Origin of the sequence: Xanthomonas sp. LF07-6, from assembly GCF_034105445.1 — a bacterium.
Taxonomy (GTDB): domain Bacteria; phylum Pseudomonadota; class Gammaproteobacteria; order Xanthomonadales; family Xanthomonadaceae; genus Xanthomonas_A; species Xanthomonas_A sontii.
In genome coordinates this window covers 449,306-470,315 of record NZ_JAXGGI010000002.1, presented here as the reverse complement: position 1 = coordinate 470,315, position 21,010 = coordinate 449,306, and the positions used below count along the sequence as shown (strand labels likewise).

At 70.5% G+C, this 21,010-nt stretch carries 19 protein-coding genes; 11 read left to right on the top strand and 8 right to left on the bottom strand.

What is annotated here, in order from left to right; all coding sequences use genetic code 11:
• Nucleotides 1-83 precede the first annotated feature (83 nt).
• From SLW56_RS06630 to SLW56_RS06610, 5 genes are all read left to right on the top strand, one after another.
• Nucleotides 84-707: a cysteine hydrolase family protein gene (locus SLW56_RS06630; RefSeq protein ID WP_295923563.1), complete on the top strand. Its 624-nt coding sequence runs from the start codon at nt 84-86 to the stop codon at nt 705-707.
• Nucleotides 704-1,027 carry a cupin domain-containing protein gene (locus tag SLW56_RS06625; protein WP_017908957.1) on the top strand — a complete coding sequence of 108 codons (324 nt, stop codon included), beginning with the start codon at nt 704-706 and terminating at the stop codon, nt 1,025-1,027. The genes SLW56_RS06630 and SLW56_RS06625 overlap by 4 nt, the downstream gene beginning before the upstream one ends.
• 417 nt (nt 1,028-1,444) lie before the next feature.
• Nucleotides 1,445-2,566, top strand: coding sequence for an efflux RND transporter periplasmic adaptor subunit (locus SLW56_RS06620; protein WP_320694534.1), 1,122 nt, complete (start codon nt 1,445-1,447; stop codon nt 2,564-2,566).
• Entirely contained in the window at nt 2,563-5,763 is a 3,201-nt protein-coding gene (locus tag SLW56_RS06615; RefSeq protein ID WP_320694533.1) for an efflux RND transporter permease subunit, read from the top strand. The genes SLW56_RS06620 and SLW56_RS06615 overlap by 4 nt, the downstream gene beginning before the upstream one ends.
• Complete coding sequence (locus SLW56_RS06610; RefSeq protein ID WP_320694532.1) at nt 5,763-7,208, top strand: efflux transporter outer membrane subunit; 1,446 nt, start codon at nt 5,763-5,765, stop codon at nt 7,206-7,208. Before SLW56_RS06615 ends, SLW56_RS06610 begins: the two co-directional genes overlap by 1 nt.
• Nucleotides 7,209-7,278: 70 nt before the next feature.
• Here SLW56_RS06610 and SLW56_RS06605 read toward each other — a convergent pair whose 3' ends face one another.
• Nucleotides 7,279-8,304, bottom strand: coding sequence for an alpha/beta hydrolase (locus SLW56_RS06605; protein WP_320694531.1), 1,026 nt, complete (start codon nt 8,302-8,304; stop codon nt 7,279-7,281).
• Nucleotides 8,305-8,415: 111 nt separating this feature from the next.
• On the opposite strand from SLW56_RS06605, the gene SLW56_RS06600 reads away from it, so the two are divergent.
• Nucleotides 8,416-9,234: an AraC family transcriptional regulator gene (locus tag SLW56_RS06600; protein ID WP_320694530.1), complete on the top strand. Its 819-nt coding sequence runs from the start codon at nt 8,416-8,418 to the stop codon at nt 9,232-9,234.
• Between the two features lie 59 nt (nt 9,235-9,293).
• On the opposite strand, the gene aroB is transcribed toward SLW56_RS06600, so the two are convergent.
• Nucleotides 9,294-10,403 (bottom strand): 3-dehydroquinate synthase, encoded by a 1,110-nt coding sequence (gene aroB / locus SLW56_RS06595; RefSeq protein WP_267094472.1) that lies wholly within the window; start codon nt 10,401-10,403, stop codon nt 9,294-9,296.
• Nucleotides 10,400-10,942: a shikimate kinase gene (locus SLW56_RS06590; RefSeq protein ID WP_320694529.1), complete on the bottom strand. Its 543-nt coding sequence runs from the start codon at nt 10,940-10,942 to the stop codon at nt 10,400-10,402. Before SLW56_RS06590 ends, aroB begins: the two co-directional genes overlap by 4 nt.
• A gap of 133 nt (nt 10,943-11,075) precedes the next feature.
• On the opposite strand from SLW56_RS06590, the gene pdxH reads away from it, so the two are divergent.
• Both pdxH and SLW56_RS06580 read left to right on the top strand, forming a co-directional pair.
• On the top strand, nt 11,076-11,675 hold the full coding sequence (pdxH, locus tag SLW56_RS06585) for a pyridoxamine 5'-phosphate oxidase (protein WP_017910874.1): 600 nt from the start codon (nt 11,076-11,078) through the stop codon (nt 11,673-11,675).
• A 70-nt stretch (nt 11,676-11,745) separates the two neighbouring features.
• Nucleotides 11,746-12,546, top strand: coding sequence for a cobalamin-binding protein (locus tag SLW56_RS06580; RefSeq protein ID WP_320694588.1), 801 nt, complete (start codon nt 11,746-11,748; stop codon nt 12,544-12,546).
• 144 nt (nt 12,547-12,690) lie between these two features.
• Here SLW56_RS06580 and SLW56_RS06575 read toward each other — a convergent pair whose 3' ends face one another.
• Nucleotides 12,691-14,076, bottom strand: a complete 1,386-nt coding sequence (locus tag SLW56_RS06575) for an MFS transporter (protein ID WP_320694528.1) — start codon at nt 14,074-14,076, stop codon at nt 12,691-12,693.
• A gap of 101 nt (nt 14,077-14,177) precedes the next feature.
• On the opposite strand from SLW56_RS06575, the gene soxR reads away from it, so the two are divergent.
• A complete protein-coding gene (gene soxR / locus SLW56_RS06570; protein WP_295923543.1) occupies nt 14,178-14,615 on the top strand; it encodes a redox-sensitive transcriptional activator SoxR in 438 nt (145 codons plus the stop codon).
• Nucleotides 14,616-14,866: 251 nt separating this feature from the next.
• Here soxR and SLW56_RS06565 read toward each other — a convergent pair whose 3' ends face one another.
• The 4 genes from SLW56_RS06565 to SLW56_RS06550 form a co-directional block, all read right to left on the bottom strand.
• Nucleotides 14,867-15,319 (bottom strand): DUF4426 domain-containing protein, encoded by a 453-nt coding sequence (locus tag SLW56_RS06565; RefSeq protein WP_153753005.1) that lies wholly within the window; start codon nt 15,317-15,319, stop codon nt 14,867-14,869.
• Between the two features lie 142 nt (nt 15,320-15,461).
• On the bottom strand, nt 15,462-16,307 hold the full coding sequence (gene proC / locus SLW56_RS06560) for a pyrroline-5-carboxylate reductase (protein WP_152237481.1): 846 nt from the start codon (nt 16,305-16,307) through the stop codon (nt 15,462-15,464).
• 128 nt (nt 16,308-16,435) lie between these two features.
• The gene (locus SLW56_RS06555) at nt 16,436-17,464 is read right to left on the bottom strand and encodes a hypothetical protein (protein WP_017913913.1); all 1,029 of its coding nucleotides are present in this window, start codon (nt 17,462-17,464) and stop codon (nt 16,436-16,438) included.
• 316 nt (nt 17,465-17,780) lie between these two features.
• Nucleotides 17,781-18,458, bottom strand: a complete 678-nt coding sequence (locus SLW56_RS06550; RefSeq protein WP_295920467.1) for a YggS family pyridoxal phosphate-dependent enzyme — start codon at nt 18,456-18,458, stop codon at nt 17,781-17,783.
• A gap of 100 nt (nt 18,459-18,558) precedes the next feature.
• Between SLW56_RS06550 and SLW56_RS06545 the strand changes: the two genes are divergently transcribed.
• Together SLW56_RS06545 and SLW56_RS06540 are read left to right on the top strand one after the other, a co-directional pair.
• Entirely contained in the window at nt 18,559-19,596 is a 1,038-nt protein-coding gene (locus SLW56_RS06545; protein ID WP_010344138.1) for a type IV pilus twitching motility protein PilT, read from the top strand.
• Nucleotides 19,597-19,723: 127 nt separating this feature from the next.
• Entirely contained in the window at nt 19,724-20,854 is a 1,131-nt protein-coding gene (locus tag SLW56_RS06540; RefSeq protein ID WP_010344137.1) for a PilT/PilU family type 4a pilus ATPase, read from the top strand.
• Nucleotides 20,855-21,010 lie beyond the last annotated feature (156 nt).

Here is a 21,010-nt window from a genome sequence, read left to right as displayed (position 1 = left end):
TTAGCGAAAACGGTGTTTCGGGCCACTCGTCGCCGCGCCTCCGGCCGCCGACACTGGCCGCCTCTTCGCCCTGGAGCCACCGCATGTCCTCTCCCCGCCGCGCCCTGCTGGTCATCGATGTCCAGAACGAGTATTTCGATGGCGCGCTGCCCATCGCCCATCCGCCGGTGGCGCAGTCGCTGCCCAACATCCTGCAGGCGATGGATGCGGCGCAGGCGCACGGCGTGCCGGTGCTGGTGGTGCAGCACACCGCGCCGGCGCAGGCGCCGGTGTTTGCCGACGGCAGCGCCGGCTGGGCGTTGCACCCGCAGGTCGCCGCGCGGCCGCATGCGCGGCTGCTGCGCAAGACCCGGCCGAGCGTGTTCGCCGACACCGACCTGGCCGCCTGGCTGCACGCGCAGGCGATCGACACCCTGACCGTGGCCGGCTACATGACCCACAACTGCAACGCCTCCACCGTGTACGAGGCCTTCCACCGCGGGTTGGCCGTGGAAGTGCTGGGCGACGCCAGCGGCGCACTGCCGTATGCCAACGCCGCCGGCCAGGCCAGCGCCGAGGAGATCCACCGGGTGTTCGGGGTGGTGTTCCACAGCAACTTCGCCGCGGTCGCCGACACCGCGCAGTGGATCGCGGCAGTGCAGGCAGGGCAGCCGCTGCCGCGCGACAACGTGCTGCAGTCCAACCGCCGCGCGCGGGACCTGGCATGAGCGGCATGCCGCGGGTGCTGCGTGCGCGCGAGTTCACCGGCAGCCGCGCCTGGGAGGCGCTGCCGGTGGCGCGGCTGGACGGGATCGGCGTGCGCATCCATTGGACCGACCAATCGTACGTTTGGCACGTCAACGACGGGGCGGAAGTATTCGTGGTGCTGGATGGGCAGGTGCAGATGCGCTGGCGCGCGCACGGCACCGAGCAGGCGGCGCTGCTGCAAGCCGGCGACGTGTTCCATGCGCCGGAAGGCACCGAGCATGTGGCGCACCCGCAGGGTCCGGCGCGGGTGCTGGTGGTGGAGCGCGACGGCAGTCCGTGATTGCCGGGATCGCTCCTGGCCGGCGGGCGCCGCGATGGTACCCGGGACGTGCCGCTGTCGATGACGTGTGTACAGGGCGACGCACACTGCGCGTTCTGATGTGCGTTCTATCACGGAGCCATCACTGGCGATCTGGCGTCATTGGGACAGGCTATGCCGCTGCGTGCGCACAGAGATCCTGGTGTCACGGCATCGCCATTCACCACGAGTGCGGACGCGGCCGGTATGCGAAGCCAGAGCAATGGGCGGTTCCCTGGGCAGCACCCCGAGGTCGGCGCGGGACGGGATCCCGCGCGGCCTGCTGCCATTTCCGACGACGTCATGTCGTTGCGCGCGCCACGTCGTCGCGCGAGCGCTTATCAAACGCCACGCAGGGCGTGCGGCCTGGGTCGGGTCACTGTCTTCGCCGGATTGGCGGTGCTGTGCCTGCTGATCCTCGGCGGCTGGGTTTGGCGCGCACACCGCCAGCAGCCCGCGCCGGCGCCCGAGCCCTTGCGCGTGCAGACCATGACCGTCGCGCCGCACCGGGTGCCGGACATCATCGAGACCTCCGGCACGCTGCTGTCGCCGCAGACCGTGGAGGTGCGCGCGCAGGCCGATGGGGTGCTGCAGTCGGTGCTGATCCATGACGGCGAGCAGGTCCACGCCGGGCAACTGCTGTTCACAATCGATCCGCGTCCGCTGCGGGCGGCGTTGGCGCAGGCGCGCGCCACGCTTGCCCGCGACCAGGCGCTGGCGGCGGATGCGGCCGATACCGAGGCGCGCTACGCCAAGCTGTCCAGGACCGGCGCGGTCGATCCCAAGACCTACACCACGGCGGCCGACACGCTGCGCTCGCTGCGCGGCACCGTCGCCGCCGACCAGGCGCAGGTCGAGCAGACGCAGCTGTCGCTGGCCTACACCCAGGTCCGCGCGCCCATCGACGGCCGCGCCGGCGCCATCGCGGTCAAGCCGGGCAACCTGGTGTCCAGCGGGTCCAGTACCGCGCTGGTCACGCTCAACGTCAGCACGCCGATCGAGGTGCGCTTCGCGCTGGCGCATGTGCAGGTCGATGCGGTGCGCGCCGCGCCGCTGGGGCACCAGGGCCTGGGGCTGCCGGTGCTGGCGCTGGATGCGGTGAGCGGCACGCTGCTCGAGCGCGGCGAGGTGGCGTTTCTCGACAATGCCTTCGACACCAGCAGCGGCACGCTGGAGCTGCGCGCACGCTTCGCCAACGCCGGCGCCACGCTGTGGCCGGGGCAGTTCGTCACCGTGCGGGTGATCCTGGCCGAGGACCCGCAGGCGCTGTCGGTGCCCGAGAGCGCCTTGCAGCAGGGACAGCAGGGGCCGTACGTGTACTGCGTGGTCGAGGGCCATGCCGTGTCGCGGCCGCTGACCGTGGCGCGGATGGTCGACGGGCAGGCGGTGATCGCCAAGGGCCTGCGCGCGGGTGATCGCGTCATCCTCACCGTGCCCAACGAACTGCGCGACGGCAGCGCGGTGCAATCCGGCAACCCGCACGCCACGCCGACCGCGGCGGCGACCGGACGGCCTGCGTGAATCTGTCGGCGCTGTTCATCCGCCGCGCGGTGATGACCTCGGTGCTGATGATCGCGCTGGTGCTGGCCGGCGGCATGGCCTACTTCGCGCTGCCGGTCAGCGAGCTGCCCGACGTCAGCTTCCCGACCATCACCGTCAACATGTCGCTGCCCGGCGCCAATCCCGAGACCATGGCCGCGGCCGTGGCGACGCCGCTGGAGCGCCAGTTCAGCGGCCTGCCCGGGCTGGACACGATGAGTTCGACCAGCAGCGTCGGCAGTACGCGCATCGTGTTGCAGTTCGCGTTGAGCCGCAATGTCGATGCCGCCGCGCAGGACGTGCAGAACGCGGTCTCGCAGGCGGCTGGCCTGCTGCCGCGCGAGATCAATCCGGCGCAGATCCAGAAGGAGGATCCCAGCGCCGCGCCGATCATGCACCTGATCCTGCGCTCCAAGACCATCGCGCTGCCGCTGCTCAACCAGTTCGCCAAGGACCGCGTGGCGCTGCGCCTGGCCTCGGTGCCGGGTGCCGGCCAGATCGACGTCAACGGCGCGCAGAAGTACGCGGTACGCCTGTTCGTCAATCCGCACCTGCTCGCCGCCCGCCACCTGGGCTTCGACCAGGTGGTGTCGGCGGTGCAGGCGGGCAACAGCAACGCGCCGGCCGGCACACTGATGGGGCGCGCGCGGTCCTACACCGTGCGCGCCGACGGCCAGCTCAAGCGCGCGGCCGATTTCGACGCCATGGTGCTGAGCTACGCGGACGGTGCGCCGGTGCGCCTGCGCGACGTCGGCCATGCCGAGGACAGCGTCGAGAACCTGCAGACCGCCGCCTCGCTCAACGGCCAGCGCGCGATCGAGATCAACATCCACCGCCAGCCGGGCGCCAACACGCTGTCGGTGACCCAGGGCATCCAGGCGGCGCTGCCCGGGATTCGCGCGCAGTTGCCCGGCGACGCGCAGCTCGACGTGCTCTACGACCGCGGCGACTACATCGGCGCCTCGGTGGAGGACGTGGAGTGGACCCTGGTCGGCTCGCTGGTGCTGGTGATCGTGGTGATCCTGCTGTTCCTGCGCAGCTGGATGGCGACCCTGATCGTGGCGCTGGTGCTGCCGACCTCGCTGATCGGCACCTTCGCGGTGATGCGCCTGCTGCACTTCAGCCTGGACAACATCTCGATGCTGGCGCTGACCCTGTCGGTCGGCTTCGTGGTGGACGATGCCATCGTGGTCATCGAAAACATCGTCCGCCATGCCGAGCAGGGCGCCAGCCGGATGGACGCGGCCATCGCCGCCTCGCGCGAGATCGGCTTCACCGTGTTGTCGATGACCGTGTCGCTGTCGGCGGTGTTTCTGCCGATCGTGTTCATGGGCGGATTGGTCGGGCGGTTGTTCTCCGAGTTCGGCATGGTGATCGCGATCGCGGTGATCCTGTCCGGCATCGTCTCGCTGACCCTCACGCCGATGCTCGCCAGCCGCTGGCTGGACCCGAAGAAGAGCACGGGCTGGGTGTTCGAGCGCTTCGATCGGCTGGTCGAAGCCAGCGAACGCGGCTACGCGCGCTCGCTGGCCTGGGCGACCGAGCGCATCGGCCTGATGTGCGTCATCGGCGTGGCCACCCTGGTCGGCACCGCCGGCGTCTACGCCGTGGTCGAGAAGGGCTTCATCCCGCAGGTGGATTCGGGAAAGATCGACGGCGACACCCGCGTGCCCGAGGGCACCGCCTTCGCCGACTTCGTCGCCAAGCAGGCGGCGGTGGTGAAGATCATCCAGCGCAATCCCAACGTGGCCAACGTGGAGTCGGTGATCGGCTCGGACAATTCGCTCAGCAACAGCGGGCGCCTGCTGATCGGGCTCAAGCCGCTGTCCGAGCGCAGCGGCAGCGCCGAGGAGGTGATCCAGGACGTGCGCAAGCAGGTCGCCGCGATCCAGGGCATCACCCTCAACATGCGCAATCCGCCGGCGATCGACATGGGGCCGACGGCCTCGAACGGGTCGCTGCAGTACGTGCTGCAATCCACCGACCAGAAGGCGCTGTACGCGCAGTCCGACAGCATCCTGCAGCGCCTGCGGCAACTGCGCGACGTGCAGGATCCGCAGAGCGACCTGCAGCTCAAGAACCCGGAGATCGAGGTGGTGCTGCACCGCGAGCAGGCCGCCGCGCTGGGCGTCACCGCCGCCGGCCTGCAGGACACCCTGGCCAGTGCCTACGGCGGCCGCAAGATCAGCACCATCTACGGCGACACCGATCAGTACGAAGTGCTGCTGCAGGTCGATCCCGCGGCGCAGGCCGACCTCAACGGCCTGGATGCGCTGTCGTTCAACGGCAACCAGAATCCCGGCATCACCGCGATCGGCACGCAGACCTCCAACAGCAGCTCCGGCACCAGCGCGGTGCTGACCGCGGCCGGCGGCCCGATGGTGCCGCTGCGCGCGGTGGCCGACGTGCGCATGGGCGTGGGGCCGGTGGCGATCAACCATTACGCCGGCCTGCCGGCGGTGACGCTGTCGATGAACCTGGCGCCGGGCGTGTCGCTGGGCGAGGCCGCCGCCGGCATCGGCAACCTGATGGCGCAGACCCTGGGCAAGGACGACGCGCGCGCCATCAGCGGCCAGTTCGCCGGTTCGGCGCAGGCCTTCGAGAATTCGATGAAGACGCTGCCGATGCTGCTGCTGATCACCGTGCTGCTGATCTACGGCGTGCTGGCGATCCTGTACGAGAACGCGCTGCACCCGCTCACCATCCTGACCTCGCTGCCGCTGGCCGGGTTCGGCGCCATCCTCATGCTGGTGCTGTTCCGTCAGGAGCTCAATCTCTTCAGCTTCGTCGGCCTGATCCTGCTGGTCGGGCTGGTCAAGAAGAACGGCATCATGATGGTGGACTACGCGCTGGACCTTGAGCGCTCCGGCGAGGAACGCTGGCAGCAGCCGCGCGCGGCGATGCTGGAAGCGGCCACGGTGCGCTTCCGCCCGATCATGATGACCACCCTGGCGGCGGTGCTGGGCTCGTTGCCGATCGCGCTGGGTTTCGGCGCCGGTGCCGAGGCGCGGCGCCCGCTCGGCATCGCCGTGGTCGGCGGCCTGCTGTTCTCGCAGGCGCTGACCCTGTATCTGACCCCGGCCTTCCACATCGCGATGGCCGAGTGGCTGGCGCGCCGCCGCGCACGTCGCAACGGCACCGCGCCGCCATCGGCGCCGACGCTGCCGGAGCCGGCCTGATGCGCGCGCTCGCGCTTGGCGCCGCGTGTCTGCTGTCGGCGTGCAGCCTGACGCCGGCCTATGTGCGTCCCGCCGCACCGATCCCGCCGTCGTGGCCGGTGGGCGACGCCTACCTGGCGCAGCACGAGGCCACGCTGCCGTCGCTGAGCTACCGGCAGGTGTTCGCCGACCCGCGGCTGCAGGCGCTGATCGCGCAGGCGCTGGACCACAACCGCGACCTGCGGATCGCGCTCGCCGATATCGCCCAGGCGCGAGCGCAGTACCGGATACAGCGCGCGGCCCTGCTGCCGGAGGTGGGGACCAGCGCGACCTACACGCGCTCCTATCGCGGCAAGGGCGCGGCGCCGGGCAACGACACGACCCAGGGCGGCAACGCAGCGGCTGCGCCGGCTTCCGGTTATGCCAGCAACTACGACCTCGGCGTGGGCGTCACCGCGTTCGAACTCGACCTGTTCGGCCGGCTGCACGCGCTGAGCACGGCCGCGCAGCAGCGCTATCTGGAACAGGAAGCCGCGGCCCGGGCCACGCGCCTGACCCTGGTCGGCGACATCGCCATGACCTGGCTGACCTATGCCAGCGACCGCAGCCTGCTGACGCTCGCGCAGGACACCGAACGCAGCGCCGGCGCCAGCGTGGCGCTGACCGCACAGCGGGTGGATGGCGGCATCGTGCCGCATTCGGACCTGGACCAGGCCAACCAGGTGCTGCATGCCGCGCAGGCCGACCTGGCTGCGCAGACCACGGCGCTGGCGCAGGACGTCAATGCGCTGCAGTTGCTGGTGGGCGCTCCGGTCGATCCGGCACTGTTGCCGGGTTCGATCGAGGAGGTCGCGGCCAGCATCGGCGATCCGCCGGCCGGCCTGGACACCAGCGTGCTGCTGCGTCGGCCCGACGTGGTGCAGGCCGAATACGAACTGCGTGCGGTCAACGCCCAGATCGGTGCGGCGCGTGCCGCGTTGATTCCCAGCATCAGCCTGAGCGGCCTGCTGGGCCTGACCAGCACCGCGCTGTCGCAGCTGTTCACCCACGACGCGCGCACCGCGTCGGTGGGCGCCGGCGTCGCCTACACCGTGTTCGATGGCGGCGCGGCGCGCGCCAATGTGCGCTACACCGAGGCGCAGCGCGATGCCGCGGTGGCCGGTTATGAGAAGACCGTGCAGACCGCCTTCGGCGAAGTGGCCGATGCCCTGGCCCGGCGCGGCACCATCGATGCGCAGGTGCAGGCGCAGCGCGCGCTCCTCGCCGATGCCGCCAACACCTACGACGCCAGCGCGCAGCGCTACCGCGAGGGCGTGGAAAGCGCGCTGTCCAACCTGGATGCGCAGCGCAGCTACTACACCGCGCAGCGCAGCCTGGTCGCGGTGGAACTGACCGCGGCCACCAATCGGGTGACGCTGTATCGCACCCTGGGCGGGGACGCGTCGCTGGAGCGCGCCCAGCCCTGAGTGCGTTGGGGCGGGTAGGGCGGCACGCCGCAGCCAGGACGCGCTGCCTGACGTGCCGCCGGTGCTGCGCTTACTTCAGGTGCTCGCGCAGTCCGTCGCCCGCCTGTTGGATCGCGGTCCGCACCGCGGGCACGTCGCGCAGGGCATTGAGCAGGCCGAAGTCATGGATCAGCCCGTTGTAGCGGGTCACCGTGACCGTCACCCCGGCCTGGTCCAGCTTGCGGCCGAAGGCTTCGCCCTCGTCGCGCAGCACGTCCAGCTCGGCGGTCTGGATCAGCGTCGGCGGCAGGCCGGCCAGTTGCGCCGGGGTGGCGCGCAGCGGCGAGGCGGTGATCTCGGCGCGGGCCTTGGGATCGGTGGTGTAGTTGTCCCAGAACCAGGTCATCATGTTGCGGGTGAGGAAGTAGCCGCTCTGGAACTGCTGGTACGAGCCATCGTCGAAGCGGGCGTCGGTCACCGGCCACAGCATCAGGTCGTAGCGCAGCGCCGGTGTTCCGGCCGCCTTGGCCTGCAGCGCCACGGCCGCGACCATGTTGCCGCCGACGCTGTTGCCGGCCAGCGCCAGGCGCTTGCCGTCCACGCCGATCTGCGCGCCATGCTCGGCCACCCAGCGGGTGGCGGCATAGGCCTGGTGGATGGCGACCGGATACTGCGCTTCCGGCGAAGGCGTGTAGTCCACATAGACCGCCACCGCGCCGGAGGCGTTGACCAAGTCGCGGATCAGGCGTTCGTGGGTCGGGAAGTCGCCCAGCACCCAGCCGCCGCCATGGAAGAACATGAAGGCCGGCAACACCTGGCCCTCGGTGTGCGGCGGCCGCACGATCACCAGGTTCAGCGGCTTGCCGTCGGCCTGAATGGTGGTGCGGGTGACCTCGGCCGGCGGCAACGGCGTATTGGCCTGGGCATCGCGCAGCACCTGCCGCGCCTGCGCCGGCGTGAGCTGTTCGATCGGCTTGCCGCCGCTGCCGTTGAGCGCATCGAGGAACGTCGCGACCGGGCGCAACGGCGCGGGCTGGTCGGCCGGCGTTGCGGCGGTGGCGGTGCCGATCGCGCCGGCCAGCATCGAGGTGGCGAGCAAGGGAAGCAGGGTCTTCATGGCGGTTTCCTGGGGCATGCCGGGCGGTGTGCCGGCGACAGGAGTGACTTTGCGCGCCAAGGCGATACGATAGGTGGAGAATCGTCCTTAAAACTTTACCTGGAGTGCCAAATGGCCGATCGCCTGGCCGCCTTGTTGACCCACTTCTCTGTCAGTGCCGAGGTCTTCCACGCCGGTACGCTGTGCGGCCTGCACCGCCTCGACGACGGCGACCGTGGCCAGTTGCACCTGCTGCGCCAGGGCAGCGTGGTCGTCCACAACGGCGACGGACATGTACTGCGGATCGACCGGCCGAGCCTGCTGCTGTACCCGCAGGCCATGCCGCACCGCTTCGAGACCGATGCGCAACGCGGCGCGGATTTCGCCTGCGCGCACCTGCGCTTCGGCGGCGGTGCCGCCAATCCGCTGGTGCGCGCCTTGCCCGCCTGCATCTGTCTGCCGCTGGACGCGCTGCGCCAGGGGGAGACGCTGCTGCAGATCCTGTTCGAGGAAGCGTTCGCGCTGCATTGCGGGCGCCAGGCGGTGTTGAATCGCTTGTTCGAGGTGGTGCTGGTGCACGTGATCCGCGAACTGATGGAGCAGGGGCTCGCCGACGGCGGCATGCTCGCCGGGATGGCCGATGCGCGGCTGCGGCTGGCGCTGATCGGCATCCACGACGCCCCGGCGCAGCCGTGGACGCTGGAGAGCCTGGCCGCGCGTGCCGGCATGTCGCGCAGTGCGTTCGCGCGCAGCTTTCGCGAAACCCTCGGCTGCACCCCGGGCCAGTACCTGCAGGACTGGCGCATCGCCCTGGTGCAGCGCGGCCTGCGCGAAGGACGGCCGCTGAAGCAGCTTGCCGACGAGGTGGGCTACGGCAGCGAGGCCGCGGTGTCGCGTGTGTTCAAGGCGCAGGTGGGGCAGAGCCCGCGCGCGTGGCGGCAGGCACGCTGAGCGGGGGGCAGTCGCGGGTGGCCGGGCGCGCGCGGACACGCGCTCGGCGGCCTGCGCGCTCAGCCGGTGGCCAGCACCGCCAGCACTTCGGCCTCGTCCACGTCGGGGACGATCTCGGCGTGGCCGATGCCGCGCCACAGTACCAATCGCAGGCGTCCGGCCAGGTTCTTCTTGTCCAGGCGCATGCGCGCCAGCAGCGCCTCGGGCGCCAGCCCGGCCGGCAGCGCGGTGGGCAAGCCGAAGTCGTGCAGCAGCGCGCGCAGCTGCGCCGTGTCCTGCGCGCTGGCCATGCCCAGCCGCGCCGACAGCTCGGCGGCCAGCACCATGCCCACCGCCACCGCTTCGCCGTGGTTGAGGTTGGCGTTGTCCGGGGCGCCGTAGCCCTGTTCGGTCTCGATGGCGTGGCCGAAGGTGTGGCCGAGGTTGAGCAGGGCGCGCTCGCCCTTTTCCAGCGGATCGCGGGCGACGATCTCGGCCTTGTGCTCGCAGCTGCGCGCGATCGCCTGCGCCAGCGCCGCCGGCTCGCCGGCCAGCAGCGCGCGACGTTCGGCATGCAGCCATTCGAAGAACAGCGGATCGCGGATGGCGCCGTACTTGATCACCTCGGCCAGCCCCGCGCGCAGTTCGCGCGGCGGCAGGCTGCGCAGCGTGGCGGTGTCGGCCAGCACCGCGCGCGGCGGATGGAAGGCGCCGACCAGGTTCTTGCCCTGCGGGATGTCCACCGCGGTCTTGCCGCCGACCGAGGAGTCGACCATCGCCAGCAGCGTGGTCGGCAGTTGCACGCAATCCACGCCGCGCATCCAGCAGGCGGCGGCGAAGCCGGCCAGGTCGCCGACCACGCCGCCGCCCAGCGCCAGCACGCAGGCGTCGCGGGTGGCGCCCAGGGCGGCCAGCGCGGCGATCGCCGCGGCGAAGTGGTCCAGGGTCTTGGAGGCCTCGCCGGCGGGGATCACGAAGTCGCCGATCTGCAACTCCGGGCGTGCCGCCAGCAGCGCGCTGCGAACCTGCGCGGCATACAGCGGCGCCACCTGGCTGTCGCTGAGCAGCAGCACATGGCGGCCGCGCACGTGCGCGGCGAGGGCGGCACCGTCGTCGAGCAGGCCGGGGCCGATGTGGATGGTGTAGGCCGGGTCGCCAGCGACCTGGACCGTGCGCGATGCTGCGGTCATGCAGTGGGTTCCGGAAGTTTCCACGACGCGGCCAGGCGCACGACCAGCTGCGCGGTGGCCTCGGCCGGGGTGAAGTGGTCGGTGTCCAGGATCAGGTCGGCGACCTCGCGGTACAGCGGTTCGCGCACCGCGTGCAGGTCGCGCAGCACCTGCTCGCGGTCGCCACGCTGCAGCAGCGGGCGGCTGCGGTCGCGGTGCAGGCGCTGCAGTTGCGCGGCCACGCCCACCCGCAGGTACACCACGAAGCCGTGCTCGCGCATCTCGCGGCGGCTGTCGGCATTGAGCACGGCGCCGCCGCCGGTGGAGATCAGGTGGCCGGGCGTGCTCAGGATGCTTTCCAGCACCGCGCGCTCGTGCTCGCGGAAACCGGCTTCGCCGGCGTGTTCGAACAGCGAAGCGATGCTGGCGCTGGTGCGCTCGACGATGGTCTGGTCGCTGTCGACGAAGACCAGGCCGAAGCGCTCGGCCAGGCGGCGACCGATGACGCTCTTGCCGGCGCCCATCGGGCCGACCAGCACCAGGTTGGGGGCGGGATTCATCCGCCGATGCTAGCAGACACCGGTGCCGCCCCGCGCGCCGCGCAGGCGCGTGCGCGGGGCCTCGCGCGGCGAAGCGTGCGTCGCGCGGTGCATGGCGCGACAATGGCGCATCGTCCGCCGAGTGCCTGTCGCCATGCCCGATCTCTACGCCGAAGCCCTCTCCACGTTTGCCGACCTGTTCGCCGAGGCGCGCACCAGCGACGAGGCCGAATACAACGCCATGGTCGTGTCCTCGGCCACGCTGGAGGCGCGCCCCTCGTCGCGGGTGGTGCTGCTGAAGGCCTACGACGCGCGCGGCTTCGTGTTCTACACCCATCTGGACAGCCAGAAGGGCCGCGAGCTGCAGGCCAATCCGCAGGCCTCGCTGCTGTTCCTGTGGCGGCGCATGCGCGAGGACGGGGTGCAGGTGCGCATCGACGGCGAGGTGCAACTGGTCGCCGCGGCCGAGGCCGATGCCTATTTCGCCTCGCGCCCGCGCATGAGCCAGATCGGCGCCTGGGCCTCGGCGCAGTCGCGCACGCTGGCCTCGCGCGAGGAATTCGAGGAACGCGTGGCCAAGGCCGAGGCCACCTTCGAGGGCCGCGAGGTGCCGCGCCCGGACGGCTGGGGCGGGTTCCGCGTGGTGCCGCGCAGTTTCGAGTTCTGGTACGGCGCCAAGTACCGTCTGCACGAGCGCTGGCGCTACGAGGCCGACGCCGCCGGCCACTGGAGCAAGCGGATGCTGTTCCCGTGAGCGGCGCCGGCCCCGCCTGCCGCGGCACCGCCGCCGCGGTGCGCGCGTGCTCGGGCGAGGCGCACTGAGCGTGGGCCCGCAGCGCATCGTCTGCCTGACCGAAGAGCCGACCGAGACGCTGTACGCGCTCGGCGAACAGCAGCGCATCGTCGGCATCAGCGGCTTCACCGTGCGCCCGCCGCAGGCGCGCCGCGACAAGCCCAAGGTCAGCGCCTTCACCAGCGCCAAGATCGGCGAGATCCTCAAGCTGCAGCCGGACCTCGCCATCGGCTTCTCCGACATCCAGGCCGACGTCGCCGCCGAACTGGTACGGCATGGTGTGGAGGTGTGGATCGCCAACCATCGCAGCGTCGACGGCATCCTCGACTACATCCGCCGGCTCGGCGCGCTGGTCGGCGCCGGGCCGCGCGCCGTGGCCTATGCCGACGAACTGCAGCGCGGCCTCGACGCCATCGCCGCACAGGCCGCCACCTTGCCGCAGCGGCCGCGGGTGTACCTGGAGGAATGGGACGAGCCCATCATCACCGGGATCCGCTGGGTGGCCGAACTGGTGGGCATCGCCGGCGGCGAGGACGTGTTCCCGGAACTGTCGGTGCAGCCGTTGGCCAAGGCGCGGATCCTGGCCAACGGCGACGAGGTGGTGCGGCGCGCGCCGGACATCATCCTCGGCTCCTGGTGCGGCAAGCGCTTCCGTCCCGAGCGCGTCGCCGCGCGGCCGGGCTGGTCGGCGATTCCGGCGGTGCGCGACGGGCAGCTGTTCGAGATCAAGTCGCCGCTGATCCTGCAGCCGGGGCCGGCGGCCCTCACCGACGGCGTGCGTGCCATCGCCGACATCATCCAGGCCTGGGCCAGGGGCGTGGGCGCGCGCTAGGGCGGGCCCTCCAGGCCAAGAGCCGAACCGGCGCGACGTCCGTGCGTCGCCGCGGCATCGCCCCGCGAACGGATCGCCTCTTCCTCGATCCTGCTTGTGGCGCTCGCCACCACGCCGCGGCGGGCGCCGGACGCGACGATTCCGTTAGCCCGGCGCCGGCTGGGTGCGGCCGGCGATGCTCAGGCCGAGCAGGGCCATGAGCGCGGCGACGGCGAAGGTCGACAGGTAAGCCGCATTGGCCGAGTACGCCAGCAGCGCGGCGAACAGCGAGCCGCCGACCGCCAGCGTGGTCGCCACCGCAATCGCCTCGCTCAACTGCAGCGCCGAACTGTTGCGGCCCTGCCGCGCCGGCGGCGACAGGGTCAGGGTCAGCACCGCCAGGGTCGGGTAGATCAGGCCCATGCCCAGGCCGGTCGCGGTCCAGCCGCCGATCGCCAGCGCTGCCGGCACTGCCGGCAGCAGCGCCAGCGCCGTGGCCGCGATGCCCAGCGCCATCAGTGTGCAGCCCAGCCGCAGCCGCCGCAGGCGGGTGGCATCGCGGCCGTAGTGGCCCTGGTACCAGGAACTGGCGAACCAGCCGAGCGCGCCGGCGCTCAGCGCCACGCCTGCCCACACCGGCGACAGCCCGCGCTCGCGCGACAGCAGCAGCGGCAGGAACGCCTCGCAGCCGAAGAACGCCGAGCCGGCGATGCCGCGCAGCGCGATCACGCTGGGCAGGCCGCGCGCGGCGCGCAGGGTGCCGGCCGGCAGCAGCCGCCAGGTGCACAGCGCCAACAGCGCCAGCGCCGACGGCAGCAGCAGCGCCGCCCACAGCCCGCGCTGCTGGCCGCCCACATACAGCAGGCAGACGCCGGCCGCGGCGCCCAACGACCACCGCCGCGCCGCGCCGCTGGCGCCGTCCGCGCTCGCGGCAGGCGGCAGGCGCCGCAGCGCCGGCCACAGCAGCGCCGCCGCCGGCAGCGCCAGCAGCGGTACCGCCAGGAACACCCAGCGCCAGCCGACGTGCTCGACGATCAACCCGCTGATGCTGGGGCCGATCAGCGACGGCACCACCCAGCCGGCGGAGAACGCGGCGAACATGCGCGGGCGGATCGCCTGCGGATACAGCCGCGCGACCAGCACGTACAGCACGACCGAGATCGCGCCGGCGCCCAGGCCCTGCACCAGCCGGCCGGCCAGCAGGAATCCCATCGACGGGGCGAAGCCGGCCAGCAGCAGCCCGCAGACGAAGCAGGCCAGGCCGGTCCATAGCGGCGTCGCCGGCCCGTGCAGGTCGCTCCAGCGCCCGGCCACGGTCATGCCGATCACGCTGGTGGCCAGGGTCCCGCCGAAGGCCAGCGCGTACAGCCGCAGGCCGTCCAGTTCGCGGGCCACGGTCGGCATCGCCGCGGCCACCGCCAGCGCCTCGAAGGCGATCAGCGACACCAGCGCGACCATGCCGACGGTGGTGGCGCGGTAGGCCGGCGCCAGCACGGAGCCGGCAGCGGCAGGGGCGGGTGGAACAGCGGCGGTGGTGGCGTGGTCTTGCATCGGCGAACCTGGGAAAACGGGTGGACGTCTGCCGGCGGCGACTTGCGTGGGCGCGTGCAGCCCGTGCAGCATGCAACCTCAACCGGACTCGAGGTCAAGCGATGCAGGAGGAACTGAGCGTCGGACAGGTCGCCGCGCGCAGCGGTGTGGCCGTGTCGGCGCTGCATTTCTACGAGAGCAAGGGCCTGATCCGCAGCATGCGTACCGCCGGCAACCAGCGTCGCTACACGCGCGACGTGCTGCGCCGGCTGGCGGTGATCCGCGTGGCGCAACGCGTCGGCGTGCCGCTGGACAGCGTCAGGGCCGCCTTCGCGCAGTTGCCCGACGCGCGCACCCCGACCCGCGCCGAGTGGGCACGGATGTCGGCGGTGTGGCGCGAGGAACTGGACGCACGCATCCTGCAGCTGACCCGCCTGCGCCACCAGCTCACCGACTGCATCGGCTGCGGCTGCCTGTCGCTGCGCCGCTGCCGGCTCAGCAACCCGGCCGACACCCTGGCCGCGCACGGCGATGGGCCGCAGCGCTGGACGGAGGAGTGAGCGCTGCGTGCGCGCGCAGCCGCCGCGTGTAATGTCGCCCCGTCCACCGCGACCGCGTCGGGACTGAAGTCCCTCCCACAATTGACCGCGCTCGCTCTGCGCCGGTCGGTCTATCGATCTTTCCGTAGGCGCGGTTGCAGCCGCGACCGGGGATTCCCGGTAACGCCAGTCGCGGCTGATCCCAAATAGGGGACAAGAGCCGCTCCTACGGTGGTTTGTGTTGCCTGCGCAACGCGGACGCGCGCTACGCGCTAGAAGTTGCGGGTGAAGCGCACCGTGCCGGTGCCGTCGGCACTGCGTACCTCCACCACGAAGCGCAGCTGGTCGTGGGCGCTGCTGCGCACCGTGCCGACGTAGTCGGTGTAGGCGTCGGTGCGGACCGCGCGCAGCGCCACCGGCTGGCGCTGGCCGCTGAGGTCGGTCGCCACCGCCTCCACCGTGCCCACCGCCGGTGCTTCCTCGCCGCCATGCAGGGTGCGCAGCGCGATCATCACCAACGCGGTGTCGGCCTCGCGGGCGATGCCGTAGCGGCGCGCCACGTCTTCGCTCATCGCCAGGGTGGGCAAGGCGTTGTAGTGCACGCGCAGCGTGCCGAAATCGGCCTGCGCCGGGGTGGCGGCGAGCAGTGTCGCCGGGCGTGGGGTGTCCTGGTCCGAGCAGGCGGCCAGGGCCAGGCACAGCAGCGCAACGGGCAGGACACGCATCGGCGTTCTCCGGGTTGGCGTGGCGAACAACAGGTCTTACGCAGTCGCCCGGGGGGATACGGACGGCGCGCAGGAGTCGCAGTGTACGGGGGGGCGATGCCGATGCCGAGTACCGTCCGTGCCCGTCTGGTGCCCGCCGCGCTCAGTCGTCGTTGGCGGCGGACAGGGCACGGCCGCGTTGCGCCGCCGCGGCGATCGCGGCTTCAGTCAGCGCCTCGAAGCCGCCCCGCTGGAAGGTCTCGATCGCGGCCTGGGTGGTGCCGTTGGGCGAGGTCACCCGCCGGCGCAGTTCGCTCGGCGCCTCGCCGGATTCGGTGAGCATGCGCGCCGCGCCGAGCACGGTCTGCAGGGTCAGGGTACGCGCGGTGTCGGCGGGCAGGCCCTGGGCGATGCCGGCCGCTTCCATCGCCTCGGCGAGCAGGAACACGTAGGCGGGCCCACTGCCGGACACCGCGGTGACCGCATCGATCAGCGCCTCGTCCTCGACCCACACGGTGACCCCGGCGGCGGCCAAGACGCGCTCGGCGTGGGCGCGCTGTCCGGCGTCGACGCCGGCGCTGGCGAACAGGCCGGTGACGCCGGCGCCGAGCAGGGCCGGGGTGTTCGGCATCGCGCGGACCAAGGCGTGACCATCGCCTAGCCAGCGGTCCAGTTGCGCGGTGGTGATGCCGGCGGCGATGGACACCAGCAGCGGCCGCTGCGCCAGCGCCAGCGTGGCCAGTTCGGTGCAGACCCCACGCAGCACTTGCGGCTTGACCGCGAACATCCACAGCGCCGCGCCGTCGGCGGCTTCGGCCGCGGAGGCGACGGCGTGGACGGCGTACTCGGCGACCAGGGCTTCGCGCAGTGCCGCCACCGGCTCGGCCACACGGATGCGGCGCGGATCGGCGCCCTGCCGGACCAACCCGGCGATCAGGCTGCGCGCCATGTTGCCGCCGCCGATGAAGGCGATATCGGCCGCTTGGGAATCGGGGGAAGCAGAAGCCATGTGCGCACCGTCGCAAAGAGGGAGCGCCATGGTAGCGGCTGCGCCGCGCTGCGTTGCTGCGGTGCGGCGCAGTCCGGGTCACGCTGCGGAAGAACGCGCCGGCCGCCATGCGGACCGGCGCGACGGACTCAGTTGGACTCGGTGAAGGTGATCGACGGCGTGCTGCCGCCGGCCGTCGAGCAGCTGCCCAGGTTGAGGTTGTTGGTCTCGCCGGTGCTGCCGGCATTGGCCGCGCAGGTCGGGGCGGCGGTGGAGCCGTTGGTGGCGGCCACCTTCACCGTGATCGACGAGCCGGAGTTGAAGTTGGCGCTGGAACCGCCGGCGTTGCCGACCACGTTGAACTCGGCGTCCTTCCACACGGTGGCCAGCTTGACCACGCTGTCCCTGGCGCTGACGCTGTAGGCGGTGCCGTTGTTGGTGAAGGTGATGGTGTCGTTGCCGTTGGCGGTGGCCGAACCGGTCAGCTTGAGGTTGGCCAGTTGCGTGGCCGGCACGTCCGGCGCGCTGACCGCATTGCTGTTGCGGTAGCAGTCCGAACCGCCGCCGCTCATCCAGCCGCTCGGGCAGCTGCTGCCGTAGCCGATCAGCCAGTACTGCATGAACACTGCGGCCTGGCCCTGGGTCTCGTAGTCGGTGGCGTAGACGAACTGCTGCCACACGGTGCAGCCGGAGCGGCCGCCGCAGACGCTGGTGGTGGCGTTGTAGTTGGAGTTGATCTGCAGCGAGTACTCGTTCGGGCCGAGGATGCCGCCGCCGCCGAAGGAGGCCACGCCCACGCCTTTCTCCGAGGTCACGCCGGTCACCTGCGGGAAGCTGCCCACGACCTTGCTGATCAAGCTGCTGGAACGCAGCGCGTAGTCGTAGCCGTTGCCGGTGGTCTCGGTGGCGCCGAACAGGATCTTGTGCGGGATCGGATGCACGCGGCGGGTCAGGGTCTTGCAGACGTCCGTTTGCCACTGCGTATCGGGGAAGTTGGCATGGAAGCAGCCTTCCGCCGGCGTCGGTTGATGCGCCATGGTTTCGCGCCAGGCGGTGCGTGCCTGGACTTCCGCGGGCGACATCATCGCTTCTTCGTTGGTCCAGGCCGGTGTCGCCGTCGGCGCGGCCATCGCCGCGGGGACGTGCAGCAGACCAATGACGCAGGAGGCGAACAGCAATCGGGTGGATGCTTGCATCTGTGACCTCGTTCGAGCCGAGCGCATTCGGCAATGGACTGCGGAGTACCCGCGGTCGGCCGCCATGGAAGCGAAGCGCGTGCGTCTGAAACGTGACTGAATTAACGGTTTGCAACCGTGTCGCATGGTTCAGGAAGCGCTGTCGGCGCAAACCTTTCATTCATCCCGAAACTCTATGGTTTTCAACAAGATCGCCTACGACAGAATTCCGATGTTGGTGAATCGATTTTGAAGCGGCCGTAGACAAATCATCACGGTGTCACGGGCACTGCGGTAATGCGGCGCGGCAGCAGGGGGTTCAGCCGGAAGCGCGCGGACCGCGCGCCCCGAACAGGGCGGTGCCGACCCGCACCATGGTGGCGCCGGCGGCGATGGCGTCGGCGAAGTCGCCGCTCATGCCCATCGACAAGGTGTCGACCTGCGGGTGGGCGGTGCGCAGCCGCGCGAACAGGGCGTGCATGCGCGCGAACGCGTCGATGCGGCGTTCGGCCTCCGGCCACGGCGCGGGAATGGCCATCAGCCCGCGCAGCATCAGCGCCGGCTGCGCGGCGATGGCCGCGGCCAGCACGTCCACGGCGTCGGGCTGGCAGCCATGCTTGCTGGCCTCGTCGTCGATGTTGACCTGGATCAGCACGTTCAGCGGCGCGCGTTCGGGTGCTGCCGCGCGGCCCTTGGCCAGGGCGGCGACCAGCTTGGGCCGGTCCACGGTCTGCACCCAGTCGAACAGCGTCGCCGCCTGTTCGGCCTTGTTCGACTGCAGGTGGCCGATCAGATGCCATTCCAGTCCGGCCGCGGCCAGCGCGGCGATCTTGGCCGCCGCTTCCTGCACATAGTTCTCGCCGAAGGCGCGCTGCCCCTGCGCGGCCAGCGCCGCCACGGCCTCGGCCGGCTGGGTCTTGGACACCGCCAGCAACTGCGCGTGCGGGCGCCCTGCGGCGTCGGCGGCGCGGTCCATGTCCAGGCGAATCTGTTGCAGCGGAGAGAGGGGCACGGCGGCGTTCCGGCAAAGGGAAGGGCGCTATACTGCCGGCCGGGGAATCATCCTTCCAGTCGCAGCCCAAGGGGAAAAGCAGCGTATGGATATCGCTGAACTATTGGCGTTCTCGGTCAAGAACAAGGCGTCCGACCTGCACCTGTCCGCGGGCCTGCCGCCGATGATCCGGGTCGATGGCGACGTCCGCCGCATCAACATTCCGGCGCTGGACCACAAGCAGGTGCATGCGCTTGTCTACGACATCATGTCGGACAAGCAGCGCCGCGACTACGAGGAATTCCTCGAGGTCGACTTTTCCTTCGAGATTCCCAGCCTGGCGCGCTTCCGCGTCAACGCGTTCAACCAGAACCGCGGCGCCGGCGCGGTGTTCCGCACCATTCCCTCGGAAGTGCTGACCCTGGAAGACCTCGGCTGCCCGCCGATCTTCCGCCAGCTGATCGACCAGCCGCAGGGCCTGATCCTGGTCACCGGGCCGACCGGCTCGGGCAAGTCGACCACGCTCGCCGGCATGATCGACTACATCAACAAGAACGAATACGGCCACATCCTCACCGTCGAGGATCCGATCGAATTCGTGCACACCTCGCAGAAGTGCCTGATCAACCAGCGCGAGGTGCACCGCGACACCCACGGCTTCAACGAGGCGCTGCGCTCGGCGTTGCGCGAAGACCCGGACATCATCCTGGTCGGCGAGTTGCGCGACCTGGAAACCATCCGCCTGGCGCTGACCGCGGCGGAAACCGGCCACCTGGTGTTCGGCACCCTGCATACCAGCTCGGCGGCCAAGACCATCGACCGCATCATCGACGTGTTCCCCGCCGGCGAGAAGCCGATGGTGCGTTCGATGCTGTCCGAGTCGCTGCGCGCGGTGATCTCGCAGGCGCTGCTGAAGAAGGTCGGCGGCGGCCGCACCGCGGCCTGGGAAATCATGGTCGGCACCCCCGCCATCCGCAACCTGATCCGCGAGGACAAGGTCGCGCAGATGTACTCGGCGATCCAGACCGGCCAGCAGAACGGCATGCAGACCCTGGACCAGCACCTGCAGGACCTGGTCAAGCGCAGCCTGATCACCCGCAACCAGGCTCGCGAGTACGCCAAGGACAAGCGGTTGTTCGAGTGAGGCCGGGAATCGGGAATAGGGAATCGGGAACGGGAAGAGCAACCGCCCCATCCTTCCCGCTTCCGGATGCCCGCTGCTGCGATTCCCGATTCTCCATTCCCGATTCTCAGCTCCGAAGGAGCCGACCATGAGCACCATCGACTTCACCTCCTTCCTGAAACTGATGGCGCACCAGAAGGCGTCGGACCTGTTCATTACCTCGGGCATGCCGCCGGCGATCAAGGTGCACGGCAAGATCACCCCGATCACGCAGACGCCGCTGACCCCGCAGCAGAGCCGCGACCTGGTGCTGAACGTGATGACGCCAGCGCAGCGCGAGGAGTTCGAGAAGACCCACGAGTGCAACTTCGCCATCGGCGTGGCCGGGGTCGGGCGCTTCCGCGTCAGTTGCTTCTACCAGCGCAACCAGGTCGGCATGGTGCTGCGCCGGATCGAGACGCGCATTCCCAGCGTGGACGAGCTGAACCTGCCGCCGGTGATCAAGACCCTGGCGATGACCAAGCGCGGCATCATCATCTTCGTCGGCGCCACCGGCACCGGCAAGTCGACCTCGCTGGCGGCGATGATCGGCTACCGCAATCAGAACTCCACCGGGCACATCATCACCATCGAGGACCCGATCGAGTTCGTGCACAAGCACGAGGGCTGCATCATCACCCAGCGCGAGGTCGGCATCGACACCGACAGCTGGGAGAACGCACTGAAGAACACCCTGCGCCAGGCGCCGGACGTGATCATGATCGGCGAGGTGCGCACCCGCGAGGGCATGGACCATGCCATCTCCTTCGCCGAGACCGGCCACCTGGTGCTGTGCACCCTGCACGCCAACAACGCCAACCAGGCGATGGACCGCGTCATCAACTTCTTCCCCGAGGACCGTCGCAGCCAGCTGCTGATGGACCTGTCGCTGAACCTGCGCGGCGTGGTCGCGCAGCAGCTGATCCCGACCCCGGACGGCAAGGGCCGCCGCGTGGCCATGGAGATCATGCTCGGTACGCCGCTGGTGCAGGACTACATCCGCGAGGGCGAGATCCACAAGCTCAAGGACGTGATGAAGGAGTCCACCAACCTGGGCATGAAGACCTTCGACCAGAGCCTGTTCGAGCTGTACCAGGCCGGCGAGATCAGCTACGAGGATGCGCTGCGCCACGCCGATTCGCAGAACGAGGTGCGCCTGCGCATCAAGCTGGCGCAGGGCGGCGATGCGCGCACCCTGGCGCAGGGCCTGGACGGGGTCGAGATCGCCGAGGTGCGCTGAGCCGGCTTGGCAGGCGAGCGCAAGGTGGGGCGCAGGATGCGGTGAGGGGGGCCACGTCGTAGCGGCTGCTTCAGTTGCGTCCACGGGTGTCGTGTTTTCAGTCAACTGTCCGCCGAGATCCATCGCGGATTGTTCAGCCGAAGAGAAGGAAGCCGC